The organism is Staphylococcus sp. FSL W8-1270, from assembly GCF_038007165.1.
Classification (GTDB): domain Bacteria; phylum Bacillota; class Bacilli; order Staphylococcales; family Staphylococcaceae; genus Staphylococcus; species Staphylococcus hominis.
On the sequence record NZ_JBBOWQ010000001.1, the window covers coordinates 50,804 to 76,407 of the forward strand.

22 protein-coding genes and 2 pseudogenes are annotated in these 25,604 nt (G+C 31.2%); 13 read left to right on the top strand and 11 right to left on the bottom strand.

From position 1 onward, the window contains the following. Positions 1-148: 148 nt before the first annotated feature. Together cstB and NSU06_RS00220 are read right to left on the bottom strand one after the other, a co-directional pair. Positions 149-1,477: a persulfide dioxygenase-sulfurtransferase CstB gene (gene cstB / locus NSU06_RS00215; protein WP_049415530.1), complete on the bottom strand. Its 1,329-nt coding sequence runs from the start codon at positions 1,475-1,477 to the stop codon at positions 149-151. An 18-nt stretch (positions 1,478-1,495) separates the two neighbouring features. Next, positions 1,496-2,563 carry a DsrE/DsrF/DrsH-like family protein gene (locus tag NSU06_RS00220; protein WP_015387315.1) on the bottom strand — a complete coding sequence of 356 codons (1,068 nt, stop codon included), beginning with the start codon at positions 2,561-2,563 and terminating at the stop codon, positions 1,496-1,498. 138 nt (positions 2,564-2,701) lie between these two features. Between NSU06_RS00220 and cstR the strand changes: the two genes are divergently transcribed. The 5 genes from cstR (at position 2,702) to NSU06_RS00250 (ending at position 8,243) form a co-directional block, all read left to right on the top strand. Next, on the top strand, positions 2,702-2,962 hold the full coding sequence (cstR, locus tag NSU06_RS00225; protein WP_049382303.1) for a persulfide-sensing transcriptional repressor CstR: 261 nt from the start codon (positions 2,702-2,704) through the stop codon (positions 2,960-2,962). Continuing rightward, a complete protein-coding gene (locus NSU06_RS00230) occupies positions 2,959-3,717 on the top strand; it encodes a sulfite exporter TauE/SafE family protein (RefSeq protein ID WP_002473148.1) in 759 nt (252 codons plus the stop codon). The genes cstR and NSU06_RS00230 overlap by 4 nt, the downstream gene beginning before the upstream one ends. 512 nt (positions 3,718-4,229) lie before the next feature. Beyond that, on the top strand, positions 4,230-6,293 hold the full coding sequence (locus NSU06_RS00240; protein WP_049419869.1) for a heavy metal translocating P-type ATPase: 2,064 nt from the start codon (positions 4,230-4,232) through the stop codon (positions 6,291-6,293). Between the two features lie 14 nt (positions 6,294-6,307). Further along, positions 6,308-7,741: a multicopper oxidase family protein gene (locus NSU06_RS00245; protein WP_049382181.1), complete on the top strand. Its 1,434-nt coding sequence runs from the start codon at positions 6,308-6,310 to the stop codon at positions 7,739-7,741. 19 nt (positions 7,742-7,760) lie between these two features. Then, positions 7,761-8,243, top strand: a complete 483-nt coding sequence (locus NSU06_RS00250) for a YdhK family protein (RefSeq protein ID WP_049419870.1) — start codon at positions 7,761-7,763, stop codon at positions 8,241-8,243. 460 nt (positions 8,244-8,703) lie between these two features. On the opposite strand, the gene NSU06_RS00255 is transcribed toward NSU06_RS00250, so the two are convergent. The 5 genes from NSU06_RS00255 to NSU06_RS00275 form a co-directional block, all read right to left on the bottom strand. Continuing rightward, a complete protein-coding gene (locus NSU06_RS00255; RefSeq protein ID WP_049419871.1) occupies positions 8,704-9,651 on the bottom strand; it encodes a ketopantoate reductase family protein in 948 nt (315 codons plus the stop codon). 421 nt (positions 9,652-10,072) lie between these two features. Further along, a complete protein-coding gene (locus NSU06_RS00260) occupies positions 10,073-10,540 on the bottom strand; it encodes a DinB family protein (protein WP_061544396.1) in 468 nt (155 codons plus the stop codon). A 553-nt stretch (positions 10,541-11,093) separates the two neighbouring features. Next, positions 11,094-12,245: a zinc-dependent alcohol dehydrogenase gene (locus tag NSU06_RS00265; protein WP_019835051.1), complete on the bottom strand. Its 1,152-nt coding sequence runs from the start codon at positions 12,243-12,245 to the stop codon at positions 11,094-11,096. Between the two features lie 691 nt (positions 12,246-12,936). Then, the gene (locus tag NSU06_RS00270; protein WP_061544164.1) at positions 12,937-13,476 is read right to left on the bottom strand and encodes a hypothetical protein; all 540 of its coding nucleotides are present in this window, start codon (positions 13,474-13,476) and stop codon (positions 12,937-12,939) included. A gap of 316 nt (positions 13,477-13,792) precedes the next feature. After that, complete coding sequence (locus NSU06_RS00275; protein WP_167805773.1) at positions 13,793-14,836, bottom strand: NAD(P)-dependent alcohol dehydrogenase; 1,044 nt, start codon at positions 14,834-14,836, stop codon at positions 13,793-13,795. 283 nt (positions 14,837-15,119) lie between these two features. Here NSU06_RS00275 and NSU06_RS00280 point away from each other — a divergent pair, with 283 nt between their 5' ends. Beyond that, positions 15,120-15,761 carry an NAD(P)-dependent oxidoreductase gene (locus NSU06_RS00280; protein ID WP_167805774.1) on the top strand — a complete coding sequence of 214 codons (642 nt, stop codon included), beginning with the start codon at positions 15,120-15,122 and terminating at the stop codon, positions 15,759-15,761. Positions 15,762-16,022: 261 nt separating this feature from the next. Beyond that, the gene (locus NSU06_RS00285) at positions 16,023-16,514 is read left to right on the top strand and encodes a TspO/MBR family protein (protein WP_054105688.1); all 492 of its coding nucleotides are present in this window, start codon (positions 16,023-16,025) and stop codon (positions 16,512-16,514) included. 141 nt (positions 16,515-16,655) lie between these two features. On the opposite strand, the gene NSU06_RS00290 is transcribed toward NSU06_RS00285, so the two are convergent. Both NSU06_RS00290 and NSU06_RS00295 read right to left on the bottom strand, forming a co-directional pair. Beyond that, a complete protein-coding gene (locus NSU06_RS00290) occupies positions 16,656-16,856 on the bottom strand; it encodes a cold-shock protein (protein ID WP_017174716.1) in 201 nt (66 codons plus the stop codon). Positions 16,857-17,159: 303 nt separating this feature from the next. Further along, positions 17,160-18,566: a glycosyltransferase family 2 protein gene (locus tag NSU06_RS00295; RefSeq protein WP_167805775.1), complete on the bottom strand. Its 1,407-nt coding sequence runs from the start codon at positions 18,564-18,566 to the stop codon at positions 17,160-17,162. Positions 18,567-18,983: 417 nt separating this feature from the next. On the opposite strand from NSU06_RS00295, the gene NSU06_RS00300 reads away from it, so the two are divergent. Together NSU06_RS00300 and NSU06_RS00305 are read left to right on the top strand one after the other, a co-directional pair. After that, positions 18,984-20,345 carry an SLC45 family MFS transporter gene (locus NSU06_RS00300; protein ID WP_037541663.1) on the top strand — a complete coding sequence of 454 codons (1,362 nt, stop codon included), beginning with the start codon at positions 18,984-18,986 and terminating at the stop codon, positions 20,343-20,345. 286 nt (positions 20,346-20,631) lie between these two features. Further along, positions 20,632-21,830 (top strand): annotated as a pseudogene (locus NSU06_RS00305) (GTP-binding protein). Between the two features lie 320 nt (positions 21,831-22,150). Here NSU06_RS00305 and NSU06_RS00310 read toward each other — a convergent pair. Further along, complete coding sequence (locus tag NSU06_RS00310) at positions 22,151-22,483, bottom strand: membrane protein (RefSeq protein ID WP_017174720.1); 333 nt, start codon at positions 22,481-22,483, stop codon at positions 22,151-22,153. Positions 22,484-22,674: 191 nt separating this feature from the next. Between NSU06_RS00310 and NSU06_RS00315 the strand changes: the two genes are divergently transcribed. The 4 genes from NSU06_RS00315 to NSU06_RS00330 all read left to right on the top strand — a co-directional run bounded on the left by NSU06_RS00315 (position 22,675) and on the right by NSU06_RS00330 (position 25,197). Next, positions 22,675-23,139 (top strand): hypothetical protein, encoded by a 465-nt coding sequence (locus NSU06_RS00315; protein ID WP_049379049.1) that lies wholly within the window; start codon positions 22,675-22,677, stop codon positions 23,137-23,139. Positions 23,140-23,224: 85 nt separating this feature from the next. Then, positions 23,225-23,737 carry a universal stress protein gene (locus NSU06_RS00320; RefSeq protein WP_049379047.1) on the top strand — a complete coding sequence of 171 codons (513 nt, stop codon included), beginning with the start codon at positions 23,225-23,227 and terminating at the stop codon, positions 23,735-23,737. A gap of 186 nt (positions 23,738-23,923) precedes the next feature. Beyond that, positions 23,924-24,802, top strand: a complete 879-nt coding sequence (locus NSU06_RS00325) for a mechanosensitive ion channel family protein (protein ID WP_049379046.1) — start codon at positions 23,924-23,926, stop codon at positions 24,800-24,802. A 194-nt stretch (positions 24,803-24,996) separates the two neighbouring features. Further along, positions 24,997-25,197 carry a hypothetical protein gene (locus NSU06_RS00330; RefSeq protein ID WP_049379045.1) on the top strand — a complete coding sequence of 67 codons (201 nt, stop codon included), beginning with the start codon at positions 24,997-24,999 and terminating at the stop codon, positions 25,195-25,197. A 59-nt stretch (positions 25,198-25,256) separates the two neighbouring features. On the opposite strand, the pseudogene NSU06_RS00335 reads toward NSU06_RS00330, so the two are convergent. Beyond that, positions 25,257-25,600: pseudogene (locus NSU06_RS00335) on the bottom strand (arsenate reductase/protein-tyrosine-phosphatase family protein). Positions 25,601-25,604 lie beyond the last annotated feature (4 nt).

Sequence of the window (25,604 nt, forward strand, 5' to 3'; positions counted from 1 at the left end):
AAAAAGGTATGCACTATGTAAAATATTTATTAAATGATATAAAGCGAGGATACATAAATGATTTTTAAATAGATATTTATCCAATAATATAAAAAAGGACTATAAGCTATATCTAATTACTTATAGTCCTTCTTCATTAGTATAAATATTAAGAAAGGTGTATATCTTTGTAACCTTCATTTACATTAATAATGTTGTGATAACCTTTGTGCTCTAAAATACCAATAGCTATAGAACTTCTAATGCCAGACTGACAGTGTACATAAATAACATCGTTTTTATTGAAAGGTAAATCTGTTTCTAAAAGTTTGCCGTGTGGTACATGAACCGCTTGAGATAAGTGGCCATTATTCCATTCATTATCATTACGTACATCTAATATATGTGATTCGTTACCTGTAATGTCTTCACTATGAATGGAACGTGTTTGAATCTTAGATTGAGGTAATTGATATCCAGCAACATCATCGTATCCAATGAGTTGTAAGGTGTGTGTTGCTTTTGAAACAAGGTGATAGTCTCCAATCAAGTTAATTTCTTGATCATAGTTTAGATACCAGCCAATTTGATTGATGAAATTTTTATCATATGGAATGTTGATTGTACCTTCAATATGTCCACCATGATATGCCTCCTTACTGCGGAGATCAAAAGTTAATCTGTTTGTATTGGTAGCTGGATAAACCGTATAAGGTTGATATAAATTCATACCGAATTGATTAATTTTTTTCATTTGTGCAAAATGATGTGGTGGTGCAGGTTGGTCAGAAATGAGTTTATCGATAAAGGTAGCTTCGTTATTTTCAGAAAAAGCCCAGTTCGTTTGTTTTTCATAGCCAAGCGTAGATGTTGGAATAGCACCTAAAGATTTACCACAAGGACTACCAGCGCCATGGCCAGGCCAAATTTGAATGTAATCTGGCAAGTCTTTAATACTTTCAATCGATTTAAACATTTGTTTAGCGCCTATTTCAGATGATCCTTTTACTTTAACCGCTTTTTCTAGTAAATCAGGTCTACCGATATCTCCTACAAAAATAAAATCACCACTGAATAGTCCCATTGGAACTTGTGCTCCAGCACCTTCGTCAGTAAGTAAAAAACTTATACTTTCTGGCGTGTGACCTGGTGTATGAAGCACTTTTAATTTTATATTTCCTACATAAATATCGTCATTATGTTGAACAAAATGAGTGTGGTTAGGCATATTTTTATAACCTAATGTGTCATCACTTTCACTCGATACATAAATATTAGCATTTAACTTTATAGCAACATCTCTAATTCCTGAAGCAAAATCTGCATGTATATGTGTTTCAGCTGCATGAGTAATGGTTAAACCTTCTTCATCAGCAACTCGAATATATGAAGATAAGTCACGAATAGGATCAATAATCATGGCTTCTCCAGTTTTTTGACAACCGATTAAATAAGATGCTTGAGATAAATGTTTATCATAAAATTGTTTAAAAAACATAATATCATTCCTTTCTAATTATATAAATAAATTGTGATTAGCTTGTTCTGTATATCCAATATATGCACCTACGCCACCGTATTCTACATCATCGCGTAATTCTTCTTTTGTAATGCCCATCACATCCATACTCATTGTACAAGCGATAAGTTTAACACCTTGCTCAACCGCTTGATCAATAAGAGAAGGTAAAGTATCGACATTTTTCTTTTTCATGACATAACGCATCATTAGATTGCCTAAACCAAACATATTCATCTTAGAAATAGGCATGTTAATTGGTGAATTTGGAAGCATGAAGTCAAAAAGTTTTGCGATACCTTTTTTCTTAATGCGTTGACTTTGAATTTTTTTAAGTGCATTTAAGCCCCAAAATGTGCAAAAGATGGTTACATCTCTACCTGCAGCTTTAGCACCATTAGCAATAATCATTGCTGCAACTGCTTTATCTAGCTCGCCGCTAAATAAAACAATCGTTGTTCCACTTTTCGTGTGTGTCACTTCTATATTTTTATTTTCTTCTTTTTGAATAATAGCGCGAATTTCATTACCAGAATCATTGAGTCTAACAAGTGTATGTCCAGTTTGTTTGACCCAACTTTTAATATCATTTAAAAATCCGTGATCAGTCACAACAACTTCTATTTGATCACCAATAGCGATGTTTTTGATTTCTTTACTAATATTAACAATAGGTCCTGGACATTGTAGATTACTATAATTGAACATCTTACGATTATCTTTAATTTCTCTATCTTCTTTTACTTTAGATAAATTATCATTATGATGTTGTTGTTCGTATGCGGTATAACCTCCGTCTAAATTCACCACATCGTATCCGCGTTGTGCAAGAAATTGACTGGCTTTTCTACTTCTATTACCACTTTTACAATAGATATAGTAAGTTTTATTTTTGCTTTGTTTAAAAGTCTCTATATTTTCAACTGAATGTAATAAAGCATTTTTAATGTGTCCTAATTCAAATTCTTCAGGCTGTCGAACGTCAATTAATTGACCCTTAGAACCCAATTCTTGTAATTCTTTTTTAGTGAAATCATTAATGTGTTTCGTTTTATATTGTGACATAATTACCTCCTTTTAAATACCTATGGGGGTATATTATAACGAATTAGATAGTTTGTCAAATACCTATGGGGGTATTTGACAAACTAAAATTTAATCAATATGATGTAATTATTAAAAATAAATGTGGAGTGAAATATATTGGAATATAATAAAAAGATGATTAATCGTATTCATCGCATACAAGGACAGCTTAATGGAGTCATTAAAATGATGGAGGAAGAAAAAAATTGTAAAGACGTCATTAGTCAATTAAGTGCCTCTAAAAGTTCTATTCAACGGTTAATGGGTATTATCATTAGTGAAAACTTAGTAGAATGCGTCAAAATGTCTGAAGAAAATAGTGAAGATTCTCAGGCACTAATTAATGAAGCAGTTGAATTATTGGTAAAAAGTAAATGATAAGTATAACAACAATTATAGTAATGTTAGTTATTGGTATCTTAGGAGGGTTTATTTCTGGATTAGTCGGTATAGGGGGAGCCATTGTTATTTACCCAGCTCTCTTATTATTACCACCATTATTTGGTTTACCTACTTATAGTGCTTATATTGCTTCAGGATTAACTTCAAGTCAGGTGTTTTTTAGTACATTGAGTGGATCTTTAAACGCATATAAAAATAAAAATTTTTCTAGAACGCTTATACTTAATATGGGAAGTGGAATGGTAATAGGTAGTATGCTAGGTGCAATCTTAGCGAATTTAATAAATGTTCAGTTTGTTAATACGGTTTATATTATTATTGCATTACTAGCTCTTATTCTAATGTTTATAAAAGTTACACCATCTACTAGTCATATTAAGTTTAATCGTCTACTTTTAATTACAATAGGTGGTATCATCGGTTTGGTATCTGGTATTGTAGGAGCTGGTGGCGCATTTATTATTATTCCAGTACTACTTGTTATATTTAAATTACCAATGAACATGGTAGTTACAAATAGTATTGTAATTGCATTCATCTCTTCTATTGGAGCATTTATGATTAAATTATTACAGGGTTATATTCCTATCAATAGTGCAATACCGTTAATTTTAGGTAGTATACTATTTACGCCTCTAGGTATGAAAATGGGCCAGAAAATACCTGACTATATTCAAAAAACGATAATATGTATTTTAATCGTCGTTGCAATTATTAAGTTGATATTTTAAAAACATGGGAGTGGGACAACATTCATTTTGAACTTGATTGAATATATAGTATATTTAATAAAATGCAGCTATTGTGGCGTAGAATTTAAGAATCAAAAAATGATTAATATAGTTTGAAAAGACTGAATATAAATACTAGAAAAATAGCCAGTAAATGAGTTTATTATGAATTCATTTACTGGCTTCATTAAATAATGATCTAGACAATTTGCTTTTCTAGACCTACTTTGAAATGCGTTATTTTCTTTAAGAATAGTAATATATGATTTGTGTTGATAATGCTAACCTTGGTCAGAGTGTATTGTCATGCGATAGTTCAGATGAGATTTTTTAATTAAAACCTTGTTTTAAACATCGATGACAAGGTCTAATGTAGGACGTGTAGACATCATTTTCAGAATGATATAAATAAATCCATAAATGGAGATAAATCGAAACTATTTATACCCTAGGGGGGTATATGTTATAGTATAAGTAGTTTTACTATAACATTTTTATTAGGAGGGGTTAATTTGAATAATAATGGTGAAGCGCATAATCATCAAAATCACATGAATCATTCCAATCACATGCATCATGATAACCATGAATCACATAATCATCATAGTGGCCATGCACATCATCATGGAAATTTTAAAGTTAAGTTTTTTGTTTCATTAATTTTTGGAATACCTATCATTTTTTTATCGCCACTGATGGGTGTTAACTTACCTTTTCAATTCACATTTCCAGGTTCTGAATGGGTAGTGTTAATATTAAGTACAATTTTATTCTTTTATGGTGGTAAACCGTTCTTGTCTGGTGGTAAAAATGAAATTGCTGAAAAAAAACCAGGCATGATGACCTTAGTTGCCCTAGGTATTTCAGTAGCTTATATTTATAGCTTGTATGCTTTTTATATGAATAACTTCAGTAGTGCAACTGGTCATACAATGGACTTTTTTTGGGAATTAGCAACCTTAATTTTAATTATGCTATTAGGACATTGGATAGAAATGAATGCTGTCGGAAATGCTGGAGATGCTTTAAAGAAAATGGCAGAACTGTTACCTAATAGTGCGATTAAAGTTATGGATAATGGCCAACGCGAAGAAGTTAAAATATCAGACATCATGACTGATGATATCGTCGAAGTAAAAGCCGGAGAAAGTATTCCAACAGATGGTATTATCGTTCAAGGACAAACATCTGTAGATGAATCCCTAGTTACTGGAGAATCTAAAAAAGTACAAAAAAATCAAAATGACAACGTCATCGGGGGTTCTATTAATGGGTCTGGAACAATACAAGTCAAGGTTACAGCTGTGGGAGAAGATGGATATCTTTCTCAAGTGATGGGACTTGTTAATCAAGCACAAAATGATAAATCTAGTGCTGAATTGTTATCTGATAAAGTAGCGGGTTATTTATTCTACTTTGCTGTAATTGTTGGCGTGATTTCGTTTATTGTCTGGATGCTCATTCAAAATGATGTTGATTTTGCATTAGAACGTCTTGTAACTGTGTTAGTCATTGCTTGTCCACATGCTTTAGGCTTAGCAATACCTTTAGTCACTGCACGTTCGACTTCAATTGGTGCACATAATGGTTTAATTATTAAAAATAGAGAGTCTGTAGAAATAGCTCAACATATCGATTATGTAATGATGGATAAAACTGGTACTTTAACTGAGGGTAACTTTTCTGTGAATCATTATGAGAGCTTTAAAAATGATTTGAGTAATGATACAATATTAAGCCTTTTCGCCTCATTAGAAAGTCAATCTAATCACCCATTAGCTATAAGTATTGTTGATTTTGCGAAAAGTAAAAATGTTTCATTTACTAATCCACAAGACGTTAATAATATTCCAGGTGTCGGATTAGAAGGTCTAATTGATAATAAAACATATAAAATAACAAATGTCTCTTATCTTGATAAACATAAACTTAATTATGACGATGACTTGTTTACTAAATTAGCTCAACAAGGTAATTCAATCAGTTATTTAATTGAGGATCAACAAGTCATTGGCATGATTGCTCAAGGAGATCAAATTAAAGAAAGCTCAAAACAAATGGTAGCTGATTTACTATCAAGAAATATTACACCAGTCATGCTTACAGGTGACAATAATGAAGTGGCACACGCTGTCGCAAAAGAATTAGGTATTAGGGATGTCCACGCACAACTCATGCCAGAAGATAAGGAAAGCATTATAAAAGATTATCAAAGTGACGGTAATAAAGTCATGATGGTCGGAGACGGTATCAACGATGCCCCGAGTCTTATAAGAGCCGATATTGGTATAGCAATTGGTGCAGGCACAGATGTTGCAGTGGATTCAGGTGATGTCATACTTGTTAAAAGTAATCCATCAGATATCATTCATTTCTTGACTCTTTCAAATAATACTATGAGAAAAATGGTGCAAAACTTATGGTGGGGTGCAGGTTATAATATTGTTGCTGTACCTTTAGCAGCTGGCGCATTAGCTTTTATCGGGTTAATATTATCACCAGCTGTAGGAGCAATATTAATGTCTTTAAGTACAGTTATAGTAGCGATTAATGCTTTTACATTAAAATTAAAATAAAAGAGGTAAACCTTATGTATAATAAAGTTTTTGCAATTTTAATTATAATTTTTTCCATAATAATTATTGCGTCTAATGATACTTTCGCAGAAAGTAAGAATGATATGATGAATATGAAAGAAGATAAGAAAAATACAATGGATATGACAAATATGAAACATCATGACGAAAGAAAGAAATTAAATTCTTCACAAGGAAAAAATGAAATAATATTTCCTGAAGTTGCAGAGTCAAAAAAAGATAACAATGGTTATAAAAATTATACATTAAAAGCTCAGGAAGGAAAGACAGAGTTTTACAAAAATAATTTTTCTAATACTCTAGGCTACAATGGAAATTTACTTGGACCAACTTTAAAATTAAAAAAAGGAGATAAAGTTAAAATTAAGTTAATAAATAACTTAGATGAAAATACAACATTTCATTGGCATGGATTAGAAGTAAATGGAAAAGTGGATGGAGGGCCTTCTCAGGTTATAAAACCAGGAAAAGAAAAAACTATAAAATTTGAGGTTAATCAAGATTCTGCTACGTTATGGTATCACCCCCACCCCTCTCCAAATACAGCTAAACAAGTTTATAATGGCTTATCAGGATTATTATATATAGAAGATAGTAAAAAGAATAATTATCCTAGTAATTATGGAAAAAATGATTTGCCTATAATAATCCAAGATAAAACATTTGTATCTAAAAAATTAAATTATTCAAAAACGAAAGACGAAGATGGCACTCAAGGTGATACTGTTCTTGTGAACGGAATAGTAAACCCCAAACTGACAGCAAAAGAAGAGAAAATACGTTTGAGACTTTTAAATGGTTCTAATGCTCGAGATTTAAATCTTAAGCTAAGTAATAATCAAAGTTTTGAGTATATTGCTTCAGATGGCGGTCAATTAAAAAACGCTAAAAAATTAAAAGAAATTAATTTAGCTCCTTCAGAGAGAAAAGAAATAGTAATAGATTTATCTAAAATGAAAGGCGAGAAAATCAGTCTGGTCGATAATGATAAAACTGTAATTTTACCGATTAGTAACAAAGAGAAAAGTTCTAACAAAGGTAATACACCAAAAGTAAGTAAAAAAATAAAATTAGAAGGTATGAATGATCATGTTACCATTAATGGTAATAAATTCGATCCTAACAGAATAGATTTTACACAAAAGTTAAACCAGAAAGAAGTATGGGAAATTGAAAATGTCAAAGATAAAATGGGTGGTATGAAACATCCTTTCCACATCCATGGAACGCAATTTAAAGTTTTATCTGTGGATGGTGAGAAACCTCCAAAAGATATGAGGGGTAAAAAGGATGTTATATCTTTGGAACCTGGACAAAAAGCTAAAATAGAGGTTGTATTTAAAAATACTGGAACATACATGTTTCACTGTCATATACTTGAGCATGAAGATAATGGAATGATGGGTCAAATAAAAGTAACAAACTAATCAATAGGGAGATTTTAATATGATGAAAAAAGATAAAGACACTAATGACCAAAAAAGTGAGAATCATATGAAGCATAATGATGAAAGTAAAGTTCCTGAAGATATGACATCGACTAATGAGGGTGAATTTAAAGTAGGAGATAAAGTAACCATTACAGCAGGGCATATGCCAGGTATGAAAGGTGCAGAAGCTACTGTAAAAGGTACGTATAAAACATATGCCTATGTTGTAAGTTATAAACCCACAAATGGAAATGAAAAAGTAAACAATCATAAATGGGTCGTAAACGAAGAGATCAAAGATGCACCTAAAGATGGATTTAGTAAAGGCGATACTGTTAAATTAGAAGCAAGTCATATGTCTGGTATGAAAGGTGCTACAGCCAATATAGATAACGTGAAAAAGACGACTGTTTACGTAGTTGATTACAAATCCAAAGATAATGGTAAAATCATTAAAAATCATAAATGGATGACAGGAAATGAACTGAAAGCACGATAAAAATCTAGTTCTAGATTGAGAAATAAATAGATATAAAGATATCCTCCTTAATCAATAATTTAAATAACTTATTATTGTTAAGGAGGATATCTTTTAGTGTGTAAATTAAAAAGAATTTTAGAAGAATAACATTTATCAAAAAACTGTTCATTACCTTATTAAATGAAATTATATAATTAAAAACCGCATCATTAACCGATACGCAGACGCTTATCATAAGTGATGCGGTTTTTCAGCAAGTTTAGAACAAATGAGACAAGAATTAGAAGAAAAATATATCATATTACTTAAAATATGTTACTTCATATCAGATTGATTAGCTTTCAATTCACATATATGATTAAGCAACAACCCCCTAAGCTATAATAAGTTTAGGGGGTTATACAATCATAAAAATGTATCAAAAGAGTAAACAATTTTTCAATCATTTACCAAAGTGATCTAGTTCGTTTCATATTACTTAATATTCATTTATATTTAACTTCATTTCTAATTGATGAATGAGATGAGTAATCAGTTCATTATTAGGAGTTTCGATACCTAATGATTTACCATAGTCCACAATTTGACCATTTAAGTAATCTATTTCAGTTAAACGACCATGATTATAATCTTGATGCATTGAAGGATAGTGTAAACCTTGTGCATGATCAGGATAAGCTGCTTCAATTTTCGAGATTAAGTCGTTAATATGAATATCTACATTTTTAGCATGTGCTACGTCGACAATTTCTTCAATGATTGGGCGTATCATTGCTCTAGAATGATCATAAGCGCCCAATTCACCGATTGTTTTATCTAATATCGTGCACAATGGATTTAAAACACTGTTAAGCGTAGCTTTAGACCATATCGCTTTAAATACATCATTACTGATAGTGGCATTTAAATGGGCTTGATTTAAGATATCTGCAATTTCTTGAGTACGTGGGTCTTTTTTACCATCAGCACGTTGAAAGTCAATTGAACCTTCACCTTCTAATAGCAATTGACCTGGACCACGTAATCCAGCTGTCCACATTGTTACGGCTAAGAAAATTTGTGATTTTGGAACAAATTGTGATAGACGTTCGTCATGGCCTAAACCATTCATCATACATAAGATGGCAGTATCCTCGCTAATTGCTCCCTGATTTTTTAAAGTTTGCATCATTTGTTCAGATTGCATTGATTTTGTCAAAAGTACAATAATATCATAGGTTTGATTGACCTCTTCAGGGAATGTGGCATGCATTTCAACAGTATAAGTATCATGTTCAGTTTGAACTTCTATTCCTTTTTCATTTATTCGATGAACATGATCTTTCCAGTAATCTATTAATGTAACATCTTGTCCACTTTGTTTTAGGTAAGTACCAATACGGCTTCCCATTGCACCCGCACCAGCAATTGCAATTTTATTAGCCATACTTAACACTCCTTATTTTCTTTATATAGTATGTATTTTCACACAGACAATTTTTTTAAACTTTTTTTACCTCGTGTTCATTTATTTTGGAATACAAATATGCATCAAGTAAAAATATATGTTCTATTAAATCAATAGTGATAAGGATAATTTTCAAATCATTACGTGTATAGTTTATTGAAAGAAGAATATAAATGTAATAAAAATAAATCCTGATACTTAGTTTCATTTAAATACGTTAGTATCAGGATTATAATTAGCACGAAAGTTATATTAGACTTTTAGATATCGTTTTAAGCCAATCATATTCATCGTAGTAAATATGATAATGAAAACAAACAGTCTTAATTTTTCACAACATACTATTCGCAATCATAATACGCAAATATCTTCTCGTAAACTATAAATGATGACCCTTAAATTATTCGTCGTGTTTAAGCACACGAGTCATTTCTTCAATCTTGCCGGCATGTAATGGAACATGGAAGGCATTTAGTACTAATAATTCATTGAGTGTTTGGCAACCAGCAACGGGTTCGTTAAGTTCTTGTGATAATTGTTCATCCGTTAGTTTGCGCGCACGTTCAGGAAGTGTTTTTAAGTTTTCTTTAATCGTTTCGATTGATGGAACATCTTGTCCTTCCCAGTTAGCAGGGCTAGATCCGTAACCAAATAGTTTAGTATATTTAGCGATATCTACGGCATTTTGACCACCTATTGATAAAGCAGAATCGAAAATCGTTAAAACGTGTCCAAATTGCCAATGTAACGTATTTGGAAAAACATCATTTTCTTTATCTAATACGTGTTCAACATTCCAATTATCATATACAGATAGTAAATGATTTACACCTATATCAATTACATCATAAACTGTTTTATCATTCATTTAAGTTTCCTCCTATATTTAAAAAGTGTATTACTAAAAGCCTACCCGTTAAAAATTAGTCACAAACACTATGATTAGAAGTACCCGTTTTATTTACTGTATAGCACAAATGGATGTAAAGAAGATGAAGACTAGACAAGTATCGAAGCTATATTACTGAAAAAATGTTATTAAAACTACAATAATAAATATTTATAGCAGAGAGACCGACAACATCATCTCTTCAATTTCTTAGAAGGTAACTTAAACTAGTCATCCTTAGCTCGTTTTGTTCTCTCGTCTTCTATTCTTAAAATGGAGAAATTTCTTAATCATAGCATCAAAATAATGTAAAAAAAGAGTGGAATAGAATGTATTTTAAATTCATCGTCCCACTTCACTAAGTTTAGTAAGAAGAACTGGGATTGAAAAAAGCTTAGCACAAGCGCATTTTCAACTCAGTCATCGACTGTTAACATATTAAAAATGCCCAAGACACTTAATAATGTCCTGGGCTTTTTTATCTATTTGTTCAAGAAGTTACGTATATATTTCTTGTTTATTTATATAGTCATTATTGTGGTTTTAAAATAACTTTAATATTGTTATCTTTTTTCTGATCGAAAATATCATACGCTTGTTTTGCTTCTTCTAAAGGCATAGTATGCGTTATAATTTCTGTTGGATCAAACACTTCATTTTTAATCATTTCATATAATTTTGGCATTTGATGAATAACTGGTGCTTGACCACTTTTTACTTGAACATCTCTATTAAAAATTAAATCTACTGGAAAATTATCTGCAGGTGTAGCATAAATACCAGTTAATTGAATGGTACCAAATTTTCTTACTGATTCTGCTGCTGTAATAATTGGACTAATATTACCGCGTTGTGCTGAATTTGAACTCATCTCTAAATCATCTTGAGCGACTTGTCCATCCATTCCCACACAATCTATCACAACATCTGCACCGCCACGTGTAGTTTCACGAAGTAATTTTCCAATATTATCTTCTTTAGAAAAATTATACACTTCAACACCATTGAATTTTTTCGCATGGTTTAGTCTATGTTCCACATTATCAATGGCAATCACACGTTCAGCACCTTTTAATTTAGCAAATTTTTGTGCCATTAAACCGATTGGACCACAACCTAGAACAATAACAGTATCACCAGATTTTACGCCCGCATGTTCTACACTCCAATAAGCTGTTGGGACAACATCAGATAAAAATAATACTTGTTCGTCTTTCAAATCACTATCTGGAACTTTGAAAGAAGAGAAGTCAGCAAATGGAACTCTTAAATACTCTGCTTGTCCTCCCCAGTGGTTCCCGTGCATGGCACCAAAACCGAAAAGTCCACCATTGTCCATTTTCCAATTGGCAGGGGATGGGTTAGAGTTGTCGCATTGAGACTCCATATGGTTATTACAATAAAAGCAGTCACCACAACCGATGTTAAAAGGTATAACCACTCTATCCCCTTTTTTTAAAGTCTTAACGTCTTTTCCCACTTCTTCTACAATTCCCATTGGCTCATGTCCAATAACAAAGCCAGGATCCATAAATAAATCGCCTTGATGATAAAGATGTAAATCAGAACCACATATACCTGAAGCGGTTATTTTAATAATTGCATCTGTTGATTCTTCTATCGTTGGATCGTTTACTTCACGAACTTCCATATTTTTATGACCTTGATAAGTAACTGCTTTCATTAATATCGCCCTCCTCCTGCCAATCTACCCCTTGTAACACATTATAAACTCTGAAGAGTCATATATTATGTTTAGATTAGGTAGATATGTTCGAATTAGAGGTTATTTTAGTAGAAAGGATATAGACGCATCGATGCTGCATTAATTTATGGAAATGAAGAAAAAGTAGGGAAAAGTCTTATAATAACAGGACTTAAACTTGAAGACGTATTGATCACTACTAGACGATGTTGATCGAGACAATGTGGAAAAAAAGATCATTAATCATTAGACGATCTTGATTTAGATTATTTGGAGTTATATGTAGTACACTAACCAGATACAAATGAGGTGGTAATGATTGATACATGAAAAAGGATAAAAGATTGATATCAATTAGGAAAAATTAAAATATTGGAGTCAGTCACTTTAATAGAGAAATTTTGCTTTAGAAAATGTACATAATGATTAGCAATACTATTGAAGAAGATAAAAAAAGAGATTATACCATCCGTATAATCCCCGTAGATACATAATATATAATTGAACTCCCAACTCATACATAGTCTTTCTCCTAAGGCCATTATGCGACTATTCGTTTTATTTGTCTATGTTCAAATATATTAATAATAAAAAATGAGTATAACATTTATATAAACGTGTGCATTGTTTTTATACTATCTGCCTAGTTAGACCATGAGAAATGACATACTTAATCAAGGCCATAAGCAAATTTGATTTTATATAGTTCATGGTCACTTAAATGAAATTCATTAGTATGGAATACATATTTGCCAAATATATTTTTAGCTTCTTTAGGTGAGATAATATATTCATTTTTTAATTTTTCTAACTCTTGAGCTACACTTGTTGCAAAATTATATTGATCATCACGTGTGTGATAATCATTAAAACCGTTTTCTGATTGTTTTATTAAGTTTTCTACTTGAGTTGAATATTTATTATTTCTTGATAATCTAGATTTTCTAAGTCTCTCTAACGTTCTTATCGCTTTAGCGTATTTATCTTCGATTGCTTTGACTCTATTTAATGTTTTTAATGAAGTTCTATTTGGTGTAACGCGAGGTGATGAATCATAAGCATATTTATCTTCAATTGCTTTTAAAGTTTCATTAAATTTATCTGTAGCTTGATCTTCATTGTTTTGACTTGCTCTATTTAATTCACTATATGCATTTTGTATCTCTAATTGCTTGGCGACTTCTTTTAAATATTGTGTTAATTCATTCATCTAGATAAACTCCTTTATTTAATTTTCTTTATTAAACATTTTCTTCATTTGTATATATATATCACTTAATACATATAATAAAACATTATGATTTAATTATAAATTGTTTAACAAGATATAATTATTTAGTATTAAGACCATTATATATATTAAATGTAAAAAAACGATAACAATAAATATTAAATATTGTAAAAAGTATAGTTGGAATCTATAACTGATGAACCATTTATCTTAAATAGTGAGAGAAAGACTAACAAAGACTTAATATAATAGTTAAGTAATAAAAAATGCCCACATCTCATGAGCATTTTCATTATTACATTGTACTGATATCAATAACAAAACGATATTTAACTTTAGATGCCAACACTCTTTCGTAAGCATCATCAATATCATCTGCTGTAATTAATTCAATTTGTGGGACGATATGATGTTCAGAACAGAAATCTAACATTTCTTGAGTTTCTTTAATACCACCGATAGCAGATCCAGCAAATGAACGGCGATGACCAATTAAATTAAATACTTGTAAGGATACTGGCTCAGCTGGAGCACCAACATTAACGAGTGTACCATCTAAGGCTAATAATTTAAGATAGTCATCTATGTCTAATTTTGCACTTACAGTATTAATAATTAAGTCAAATGAACCAGCAAGTTCTTTAAAGGTTGATTCGTCACTTGTTGCATAATAAGCTGAAGCACCAAATTTTAAACCATCTTCTTTTTTATTTAATGTACGTGATAACACAGTCACGTTAGCACCCATCGCATGTGCAATTTGAACTGCCATATGTCCAAGACCACCCATACCAATGATTGCTACATTCTTTTTACCTTCATAGGCTTTCCAATGGTTTAAAGGTGAGTAAGTTGTAATCCCCGCACATAGTAAAGGAGCAGCAACCTCTAAACTGATATTGTCAGGAATACGTAATACGAAATCTTCTTGTACAACAATATGTGTTGAGTAACCACCTTGTGTTTTCTCACCGTATTTGTCAGTACTTGCATAAGTACCTACATTTCCATTTAAACAGTATTGTTCTTCGTCATTTTTACAGTTTTCACATTCACCACAAGAATCCACCATACATCCAACGCCTACACGGTCGCCCACTTTATATTTAGTGACGTCAGGACCGACCTCTTTAACAATACCTGCAATTTCATGACCTGGTACGAGTGGATAATCGACAGGGCCCCATTCTTCTCGAGCAGTATGGATATCAGAGTGACAGATACCTGCATATTTAATCTCTATTAATACATCATGTTTATCTAAATCACGACGTTTAATTTCAGTAGCGAAAAATTCAGAATCTGGGCCATTTACAGCTCTTGCTTTTACATTCATCATAGTCATTTCCCCTTATACATATAAGATAGAATATACGCGTTTGTATTATTCTTCATATTGACAATAGAGATCTAGATTAATTAAGTCAACATATTGAGCTCAATATGTATAGCACAAGGTGATTTTAAACTAATCGTTGTCAGTCATATTTCAATGACTTCATATTAGAAAGGAAAATAAAAACAGATAAATAGACTTTTAATAAAAATGTAATTATATTGATAACATATTGAGGGACATCCAAGAGACAGCTCTGATAAATATAGAAGTGGAAGAACAAACGATGAACATTGGTATTATTGGGGCAACAGGTAAATTAGGAATTAAAGTATTAGATGAAGCACAACAACGTGGACATGAAGTAACTGCGATTGTAAGAAATGTTGCTAAATTAGATGCTGCTAAAGATGTTAAAGTGATTGAAAAAGATGTATTTGATTTAACTTCAGACGATATTAAAGATTTAGACGTGGTAGTCAATGCATTTGGCGCGCCATTAGGTGAAGAAGAAGTGCACGTTGAAGTAGGACGCATATTGATTAACATATTAAAAGATGTAGATACAAGAGCCATTATTGTAGGGGGTGCTGGTAGTCTATTTGCAGATGATACGCATACTATACGTGTTATGGATACACCAGATTTCCCAGAAATAGTGAAACCAACAGCTAAAGGATCAAGTCGTAACTTACAAGACTTACAACATGCTGAAGGAATGATTTGGACTTTTATTAGTCCATCAGCGGAATTTGACTTTGAAGGAAAACATACAGGCACCTATATGTTAGGAAAAGATCAATTATTATTTAATAGTAAAGGTAATAGTTATATCAGTTATGCAGATTTTGCTATTGCTATAGTAGATGAAGCTGAAAATAAAGCGCATATTAATGAACGTTTCACAGTTGTTGGTGAAGAAGAATAATAGTGACTCTAGATGACCTTTAGGAGAAATAATTAAAAAGGTCAATCTAAATTAAAAGTAATTAGCCAAAATATAATGGTAGCCATAAAAACATTAAATGAACTGTTTAAAGAATGTCCTCCTATGTATCTACATGATGGTATTTAGGAGGATATTTTAGTGTGTGTCTACATTATTTTGTTTTTTAATAATAGATTCATAACTTATTAATTATAGAAAAAGTAGGGTATTAAATATAGGAAGACTTTAAAGGAGAGAATGATGATTAATATTAAAAAAGTTACAAGAATTGTATTACCTTTAGCAGGTGGAATGGTTATTGGGAGATTAACAGCTAAAGCTCAAAATGATTATAAACATTATGAAAAACCACCTTTTTCACCTCCAGCTAAAGTATTTCCAATTGTATGGCCACTACTTTATACCTCAATGGGAGTAGCTTATCAATTATCATATGCGCATGCAGCTCATAAAAGAGAGAAACAGTCTATAACACGTGCTCATTATGCACAATTAGGATTGAATTATGCGTGGACGATACTTTATTTCAATTTAAAACTGAGAAAGACATCTTTAATTGAAAGTTATGTATTACTTGCAGCTGGTAATATTACTGCACATCGTTTTTATGCATCTAATAAGTATGCTGGTTTATTAATGTTACCTTATGTCATTTGGTTAAGTTACGCAAGTTATTTAAATGGAGGTAATTTAATCTTAAATGAAGATCAACCAGGTTATACTAGAGATTAACACTGAGTGACATGTATGACAGAATATATAGTAGGATATATTAAGTGACAGTAGGAGATTAATTTTAAGTATTATTCTTTTATAAATTATGTAAAAAAAGCACAAGCACGTATACATACATGCTTATGCTAAAATTTATGTTTAAACAGGGACAACATTTGTTGCTTGTTCGCCACGTTGACCTTCAGTGATGTCAAACTCTACTTTTTGACCTTCTTCTAAAGTTTTATATCCATCAGTAGCGATACCTGAGAAGTGAACAAACACATCGTCACCGTCTTCTCTTTCGATAAATCCAAACCCTTTTTCTGCGTTAAACCATTTAACTGTACCGTTATTCATATAGAATACCTCCAAGTGCTTTTGCACATCATATTTGTAACAAATTCATAAATTAAAAGAGAATATTCTATAAAAATATACTACAATCCAAAATACGAGCTTTTATTACGTGAAACCAACTATACACCTTTTGAATGAATAAGTACAGCATTATTTTGAAATTTAGCATAATTTCTTTTGGAATTATAAAAATACATAGATAACAAGACTAAGATTTATAATTTATTAAGATCGTTATTTTACATATATCGAATAAATATATGTAAAATGAATGCTACGGTGGCGAAACATCTAAGATTTTAATTACTTTTTAATATATCCTAAATTGCCACCAACAGTTTCATAAAAATCAAAACGCATGCCTGATTTGATAACTGAGCCATTTAAATCTTTATCTAAAACTGTAAGAGCTAATTTTCCATCAGGTAAATTCTTTGTTATAAATTGAACAGTATATTCTTCAGATTTAAAACGATGTTTCTTAATATCTAATACGATGAATTGAGTTGGATCTTTTCGATGTTTTACTTCTAGATACTTTAACTCAGAGTTTTTAGAAAGTATTTTTAAGAACACCTTATCATTCTCTTGAGAGATTTTTAGTAATGTAGGATGCATTCTTTTTTTGTAATGTGTTCCTTTAAACGAATAGTAATATATATCGTTTTTCTCATGAAGCGGCTTATCATCTTTTTTAAGATAGAATTTAACAAAACTGATAATGTCTTCTTTATTCCCCTCACGTATTAGTTTGATGGCTTGTCGGTTTAAATCATCATCTGCATAGTCTAAAGCATCGAAATGTTCATCTACCATATGAATGATATTTTGAAAAATAGGAAGTAACTCATTTATGTTTTTAATAAAGCCTTTTTTATAGAATTTAGCTTCTAAAACATCTTTATTAATAATACGATATAGTAAATTAGGCATTAATTTATTATTTTTATATTTACTCATTAAGTGACGATAGGCTTCACCTTGCCATTTCATACGATTAATATGTGTTGATTTTTCTGATTTTACTAAAGAAATATTATCGTCGTAACGGTTAGCACAATAAACCACATCTTGTGTTGTACTAATACGTTTAGTATTGAAAAAGACTTCTGCGAAAAATTGTAAATCTTCTCCAAAAATCATTTCTGGAAATTGAATATGATTCTTTTTAATGACGCTAGCTTTAATCATACGACCAGCAGGTGCTAAATGATAAAATGATTTTCTAAAGTGTTTTAAATCTACTTTATTATATGCAATTTTAGATAGAGCAACGCCACTTCTAGCTATGCGATCACTATGCACATATTTTGTTAAGCCTGTAGCATAGTCTGTATTGTTTGTTTTTAAAAGTGTATATAACTTTTCTAGAGCATCTTCAGGTAACCAATCATCACCGTCTATAAACATGATGTACTTTCCCTTACTTAAATCAATAGATAAATTTCGTGGTTTCGCAGGTGTACCCGAATTTTGATCTAATTGAATAAATTTGTAATTAGAAAAACTGTCTATTTTTTTAGAAACAATATCAACGGTTTGGTCAGTAGAACAGTCATCCACCACGATTAATTCAAAATCTCTCATATCCATCGATTGTTTTAAGACACTATCTAATGTTTTATTAATAAATTTTTCTTTGTTATACGTACTAATTAATACACTTACTTTAGGCCTATGATTGATTTCTTTACTCTTTATAACCTTCATTTTTATACTCCTTTAATTAGTAATCTTTTTGATAATCTAATGTATTTTAAAAAGTAGTTAAAATACAAATAATAATCTAATTATATTTAATATAATCAATTTTTTCTATCGTTATTTATTGTAATAATCTAATTATAGATTATGTTATATATTTTGTTTTTAAGTATTAATATATCTATTATCATCACAATAATCTTTAATTATCTATAAAAATACCTAAATTAGGTAATTATGATATATATGAGATTAGAAAATAAAATGAACTCTGATTTATTTATAGGAAATGCGAGCGTTCTCAAAGAAACTCAAAAATGTTATAATTACAGTTGAAAACGATTCCAACAAATTGTTATTTGATATAGCTATTTAATTATTGAATTAAATGACTATATCAAGTAATAAATAGGAGAGATAGAAATGAAAGATACAGATCAAATACATACTAAAAATACTGAAGAACAAGGTATTACGCTACCCTATTTAAAAAAAGCAGTTATTTTTTCTATTACATTTGGTTTCTTCGGAGTAAACATGGCATTTGCACTTCAATCAGCAATGATGGGAAGAATATTTCAAACGCTCGGCGCCGATCCTAATAATTTAGGTTGGTTTTTTATTTTGCCGCCATTAGCAGGAATGATTGTACAACCACTTATTGGATACTATTCTGATAGAACTTGGACTAGATTTGGACGTCGGATGCCGTATCTTTTAATTGCTGGTCCCATTGGAGCGATCGTATTAGTCCTACTACCTAATGCAGGTTCGTTTGGATTTGGATATGCATCACTTATGGCGTTGTCATTTGGTGCAATCATGACGTTACTTATGGATTTGACGTCAAATGCGTGTATGCAGCCCTATAAAATGATTATTGGAGATATGGTAAACGAAAAACAAAGAGATATGGCCTGGTCATGGCAACAAATCTTCTCAAATTTAGGTGGTATTATTGCTACACTATTACCATTTTTACTAACAATTATGGGAATGAGTAATGTAGCGCCTAAAGGGGAAGTACCGATGACAGTAAAAATAGCTTATTATATTGCAGCAGCGGTATTACTCATTGCTTCTATTTGGACGGTTCTTTCCGTTAAAGAATATGAACCTAAAACATATAACTATTATCACGGCATTTCAGATGACAATAGGAATGAGAAATTAAATTTATGGCAACTGTTAAAAACTGCGCCTAAACAATTTTGGCAAATTAGTGTAGTTCAATTTTTTAACTGGTTTGCATTAATGTATCTCTGGACGTATTCAACAGGTGCAATAGCAAAAAATGTATGGAATGCGACAGACCCTTCTTCAGCAGGATATCAAGCAGCAGGGAACTGGTATGGTGTGTTATACTGTATACAATTTTTAAGTTCAGTTATTTTTGGTTTTGTCATTGCAAAATCTAAACCCTCTCAAAGAAAATTTTGGTATAGTTTTGGATTAATTTTTGGTGGGTTAGGTCTTATTTCAATGTTCTTTATTCATAACCAATGGTTACTCATTATTTCATTTATATTTATTGGTATTAATAACTTAACGATGAATACTCAACCATTTACACTATTAACCGAAGCAATTGATGGAGAAAATTCAGGTGCTTATCTAGGTTTATTTAATACAAGTATTTGTCTACCACAAATTGTCGCTTCTGTAGTAAGCTTTGCACTTTTCCCACTATTAGGAAGTTCAATGCCTGCGATGTTATTATTTGCAGGAATCATGATGCTTCTGGGTGCAATCTCAGTTAAATTTATTAACGCAAAATTTGAATGAAATACTAAAAAATTTATTTATAATGTGTAAGAGCGAAAAATAATTTTTCGCTCTTTTTTTATAAAAAACTATCAGCAATGTTTCATAAACAATATAATGATGTCATTAAAAGTGTAATACCTTTAAGGAATATCAAACCTTGAAGTATAGGTGAGGACATACGCGGTAAATCACTCGCCATAGAAAAGTTATATCATACATCATTCATTTAATTCATATTGACAATCTTAAATATCCCTGTACAATTTAAATCGTAATAGTTACGATTTAAAAAGGAGAGATACAAATGAGTAAGATACCTGTAACTGTATTAAGTGGTTATTTAGGCTCAGGGAAGACAACGTTACTAACCATATTTTAAATCATCGAGAAGGTCGTCGTATTGCAGTCATTGTAAATGATATGAGTGAGGTCAATATTGATAAAGATTTAGTTGCTGATGGTGGTGGAATGTCTAGAACAGATGAAAAATTAGTTGAACTATCTAATGGATGTATTTGTTGCACGTTACGTGACGATTTATTAAAAGAAGTTGAACGACTCGTACATAAAGGCAATATTGATTATATCGTTATTGAATCTACAGGCATTTCTGAACCAGTACCTGTAGCGCAAACGTTCTCGTATATCGATGAAGCGATGGGAATAGATCTCACTTCGATTTGTCGTTTAGATACGATGGTTACGGTCGTTGATGCGAATCGATTTGTTAATGATATTCATTCTGAAGATTTACTTGTGGATCGTAATCAAGGTGCGGATGTGACAGATGAACGTTCAATTGCGGATTTATTAATAGACCAAGTTGAATTCTGTGATGTACTTGTATTGAATAAAACAGATTTAGTTACAAATGAAGCGCTAGATAAATTAGAACATATACTTAGAACATTACAACCAGATGCAAAAATAATTAAAACAACGCAGTCTCAAGTAGATATTAATGATGTCTTAGATACAGGACGATTTGATTTTGAAAAAGCTAGCAATTCTGCAGGATGGATTAAGGAGCTAACAGAAGGCGGCCATGAGGCACATACACCGGAAACTGAAGAATATGGTATGAGTTCGTTTGTCTATTCAAGACGATTACCGTTTCACGCGAAACGTTTCAATGATTGGTTAGAACAAATGCCTCAAAACATTGTTCGTTCAAAAGGTATTGTATGGCTTGCGCAATATAACGAGGTTGCGTGTTTACTGTCACAAGCAGGATCGTCATGTAATATCAGCCCAGTTACATATTGGGTTGCATCAATGCCTAAAGAAAAACGTGAAGAGATACTTGCTCAACGTCGTGACGTAGCGGAAAGCTGGGATATTGAATATGGGGATAGAAATACACAATTTGTCATTATTGGTACCGACTTAGATCAAGAAAAAATCGAAAAAAAACTCGATGAATGCCTGCTAAATAGTAGCGAAATGAATTCTGATTGGTATCAACTTGAAGATCCTTATCATTGGAAAATAAGAAAACCTTAAGAAATAATGGATATTAAACAAGTTATGATGATAAAAATATGTATTACAATTTTCATATAAACATCATATTACTTTTCGTAATATAGTATTGCAAGCGCAATCTAATACTAAAACGACCAAACCTTATTATAATTACAGTAGACAATCATAATGGAATAAAAGTATATATATAATTCTCACAAACAACATTATAGTATTGCTTTTTATACTGAAAACGATAAAGTTTAAAATATTTGATTGGTCATTTTTTAGTTTCATACAACAAGAGATTAATAAAATTAAAGAGGAAACGACGAGATTATCGTCACTTCCTCTTTTTTTTATGGCATCATTAATTTAATACCTCTAATGATATTTTTTAAAAATAGCACAAGTGCCCATATAAAGAAAAGAACTGCGATGAGGATTGCAATGATCCAACCGATACCGCGTTCACTATTTACAAAAGCCGGGGAAATAGATAGGGTTACTAATCCTAATACCACCATAACCCAACTCATGATGTGATTGAATAACGCATTTCTAGCATGGGTCGAAGCTGGTGGTTGTGCGACGATCCATACAATAAGTGGAAATAATACTGGTGCAAAGAAGACACTTAAATAGCTAATGCCTCCTAAAATATCATTTTCTCTATAGTTTTCATTTGGCATATCATGATCACCTCAATTCTATAAAAACATATAATAAAATAAATAGTAAGTAAGATATTCTAAAATTACAACACTGTAAGTTAGTATAAGGTTGATGTTGAAAATAGTTAATTAAATATTTTGATGAATATAGCATATAAATGTATTAAATTGTACAATATTAATATATTAACTTTTAAAAGGTGGATATTATGCGGGAATTTTTAAATCTGTTAGGGGCATTACTAACAATGATCATTACATTTAGCATTTCAATTTTATTTAGTTTCTTAATACCTTTAATGGTCGAAGGAAATATTTTAAACATGGAGAAATTAAATCATCCGACATTTATTATGTTGTGGATTATTTTTAGTGTTATATTCAATATTATTATTCTTATTTTAGCTTTTTCAATGATTCAGTTTAGTAGTGACTTTGTAAATAAAATGAAATTAATGGCGATGTTAACTTTTTTTGTAATTATTAGTTATGCAAGCTTTAGTCATATAGATATGCAAGCTTTAACTGATCATTTAACATTAACGAGTTCTAAACATACCCGAGAGTTATCAATCAAACTTTTACCATTTGTTTTAACGATATCATTAGGATGTTATAGCGCTATTTTATCCTACTTACAGTATCAAATTGATAGCGAAGAACGTATGATATAAATTTTGAAAGCGCTTTACATATTAATACTAATTTTTTTGAAATAGTGCTAAAATAAAGATGAGAACAGATAAGGGGGAGATTAAAATGTTATCATACAAAAACATTTTAATTGCAGTTGATGGATCAAACGAAGCAGAATGGGCCTTTAATAAAGCCGTTGATGTAGCAAAACGTAATGATGCAAAGCTCACAATTGTGCATGTGATTGATACGAGAACGTATACCGCGTATGAAGTGTATGCATCTCAATTCGATCCGTCTAAAGAGTATTCTGAGAAGTTACTTGAAGGCTATAAAGAACTCGCTGTTAAAGAAGGCGTGACAAATGTAGAAACACGACTTGAACTTGGCCCACCGAAATTACTCATTCCTAAAAATTTAGCAAATGAATTGAATGTTGATTTAATTATGTGTGGTGCTTCAGGATTAAATGCAGTCGAACGTTTTATGATTGGTTCGGTATCAGAAGCGATTGTACGTCATGCCCCATGTGATGTATTAGTTGTACGTACTGAAGAAATTCCAGAAGACTTTGAATCAAAAGTAGCAACCCCAGCATTTAGAAGACGATATTTTGAAAGTTCAGAGCATAAGTAATGACGACTTAATATATGACTTCATTCTCACGAAGCAGTGAGAATGAAGTTTTTTATTCTGGAATAAAGCAAATGATTATTTCAGATAATATATAAAATATGGTATCATTTTTATTTAAGTGTCGTGTTCTAAATAATAGCACGCAATCATTTAAAAATCTAAGTATAAAAGGAGTATTATATCAACATGAGTCAAATGAAACAACTGTTTATTAAATTTATTGAACCATTGACGAAGATAGAATTTTATCAAAATTTACTAGCCAATATTTTAATTATTGTTGCTTATATCTTATTAGGTATGATTGTTATTGCAATTTCTAGAAAAGTAGTAACGAAATTTTTTAAAGTCAATGAGAAGAAGAAGACACGCTATAAAATTAAAAGAAGTGAGACACTTTCAACACTTGTTCAAAACTTAATTAGTTATGTTGTTTGGTTTATTGTTCTTACATCGGTTCTCTCTCGTTTTGGAATTAGCGTCTCAGCTATTTTAGCTGGGGCTGGTGTTGTTGGTTTAGCAGTTGGTTTTGGTGCCCAGACTGTTGTAAAAGATATCATTACCGGCTTTTTCGTTATTTTTGAAGGACAATTCGACGTCAGCGATTATGTTCAAATTAATTCGTCAGGTGTAACGATTGCAGAAGGGACAGTACAAACAATAGGTTTACGATCTACACGTATTCAATCTGATACTGGAGAAGTGTATACCTTACCTAATGGAACAATTAGTGAAATTGTAAACTATTCTAAGACAGATGTATCGCCCCTTATTACAATTCCGATTTCTCCAAATGAAGATTATGACGTTATTGAAAAAGAATTAAAAGCTTTCTTACCAACATTAAAAGATAAATACGATATGTTCGTTGCTGCACCTGATTTACTTGGTTTAGATAGTATTGATGGTAATGAAATGGTAATTAAATTATTAGCTCATGTTAAACCAGGCATGCATTTTCCAGGCCAACGTTTATTAAGAAAAGAAATTATAAGTTACTTTAACGATGTAGGCATTCATACGCCTAAACCAACACTTGTGAAATTAGAAGATGAAGAAAAATAAACAAATGTTTATCATCATAGGTTTTTAAAATTTTTTCATAAGTTTTTTATAACAACTTTTAATGATCAAAAAGTTATTTAATTATCATCATATAAACGGATAAATAATTAATGATTTCTAATTATTTAAGATTTGCCTACATTACACTTTAGGTGTAATATCAAACTGTAATAAATAGAAAGGGATGATAAGTAATGTGGGTGAAAGACTTTTATTATGATGGTAATGCGTACATCAATAAAAATGTATGGGAGTACATGTGTAAAGATAATGTGACGTTTGATAAAGCCGTTGAGGCACTTAATTTAAATTATAAAGATGCGGTTGCGAATGAGAGGGACATTCCAAATTTAGACATCGAGAGAAAAAATATTGTAACAAGTGACTTTTGGTAAGCATGACTATATCAATAAACAGCAGTTACTACGTCAAATACGTAGTAACTGCTGTTTTATTATGTTCTATACTTAAATTGTTCAATCGCATTTTTAATGTCATCTAGAACACGTTGGAATTCTGACCCATCTTTTCCGGCTGGGTCATCGAAGCTCCAATGTTCTTTTTTAACACCTGATGGCATAGTAGGACAATGCGCATCAGCATGACTGCATAATGTGACTACTAAGTCTGATTGTTTTAAAATAGTATCATTAATTAAATCCGAGGTATGATTTGAAATGTCGATACCACTTCTTTCATTGCTTTAATGGCTTTAGGATTAACACCTTGTGTTTCAAGACCTCCGGAATATACATTCCATTCATCACCTAAAATTGCTTTTCCAAAACCCTCAGCCATTTGG

Excerpts from the sequence above, each read along its gene's own strand:
- NSU06_RS00270 (WP_061544164.1), bottom strand. The coding sequence starts at position 13,476 with ATGAATGAATTAACACAATATTTAAAAGAAGTCGCCAAGCAATTAGAG.
- NSU06_RS00330 (WP_049379045.1), top strand. The coding sequence starts at position 24,997 with ATGTGGGTGAAAGACTTTTATTATGATGGTAATGCGTACATCAATAAA.
- NSU06_RS00295 (WP_167805775.1), bottom strand. The coding sequence starts at position 18,566 with ATGAAGGTTATAAAGAGTAAAGAAATCAATCATAGGCCTAAAGTAAGT.
- NSU06_RS00310 (WP_017174720.1), bottom strand. The coding sequence starts at position 22,483 with ATGCCAAATGAAAACTATAGAGAAAATGATATTTTAGGAGGCATTAGC.
- NSU06_RS00260 (WP_061544396.1), bottom strand. The coding sequence starts at position 10,540 with ATGAATGATAAAACAGTTTATGATGTAATTGATATAGGTGTAAATCAT.
- cstB (WP_049415530.1), bottom strand. The coding sequence starts at position 1,477 with ATGTTTTTTAAACAATTTTATGATAAACATTTATCTCAAGCATCTTAT.
- NSU06_RS00290 (WP_017174716.1), bottom strand. The coding sequence starts at position 16,856 with ATGAATAACGGTACAGTTAAATGGTTTAACGCAGAAAAAGGGTTTGGA.
- NSU06_RS00250 (WP_049419870.1), top strand. The coding sequence starts at position 7,761 with ATGATGAAAAAAGATAAAGACACTAATGACCAAAAAAGTGAGAATCAT.
- NSU06_RS00245 (WP_049382181.1), top strand. The coding sequence starts at position 6,308 with ATGTATAATAAAGTTTTTGCAATTTTAATTATAATTTTTTCCATAATA.
- NSU06_RS00300 (WP_037541663.1), top strand. The coding sequence starts at position 18,984 with ATGAAAGATACAGATCAAATACATACTAAAAATACTGAAGAACAAGGT.
- NSU06_RS00315 (WP_049379049.1), top strand. The coding sequence starts at position 22,675 with ATGCGGGAATTTTTAAATCTGTTAGGGGCATTACTAACAATGATCATT.
- NSU06_RS00255 (WP_049419871.1), bottom strand. The coding sequence starts at position 9,651 with ATGGCTAATAAAATTGCAATTGCTGGTGCGGGTGCAATGGGAAGCCGT.
- NSU06_RS00275 (WP_167805773.1), bottom strand. The coding sequence starts at position 14,836 with ATGATGAATGTAAAAGCAAGAGCTGTAAATGGCCCAGATTCTGAATTT.
- NSU06_RS00320 (WP_049379047.1), top strand. The coding sequence starts at position 23,225 with ATGTTATCATACAAAAACATTTTAATTGCAGTTGATGGATCAAACGAA.
- NSU06_RS00285 (WP_054105688.1), top strand. The coding sequence starts at position 16,023 with ATGATTAATATTAAAAAAGTTACAAGAATTGTATTACCTTTAGCAGGT.
- NSU06_RS00220 (WP_015387315.1), bottom strand. The coding sequence starts at position 2,563 with ATGTCACAATATAAAACGAAACACATTAATGATTTCACTAAAAAAGAA.
- NSU06_RS00265 (WP_019835051.1), bottom strand. The coding sequence starts at position 12,245 with ATGAAAGCAGTTACTTATCAAGGTCATAAAAATATGGAAGTTCGTGAA.
- NSU06_RS00325 (WP_049379046.1), top strand. The coding sequence starts at position 23,924 with ATGAGTCAAATGAAACAACTGTTTATTAAATTTATTGAACCATTGACG.
- NSU06_RS00230 (WP_002473148.1), top strand. The coding sequence starts at position 2,959 with ATGATAAGTATAACAACAATTATAGTAATGTTAGTTATTGGTATCTTA.
- NSU06_RS00280 (WP_167805774.1), top strand. The coding sequence starts at position 15,120 with ATGAACATTGGTATTATTGGGGCAACAGGTAAATTAGGAATTAAAGTA.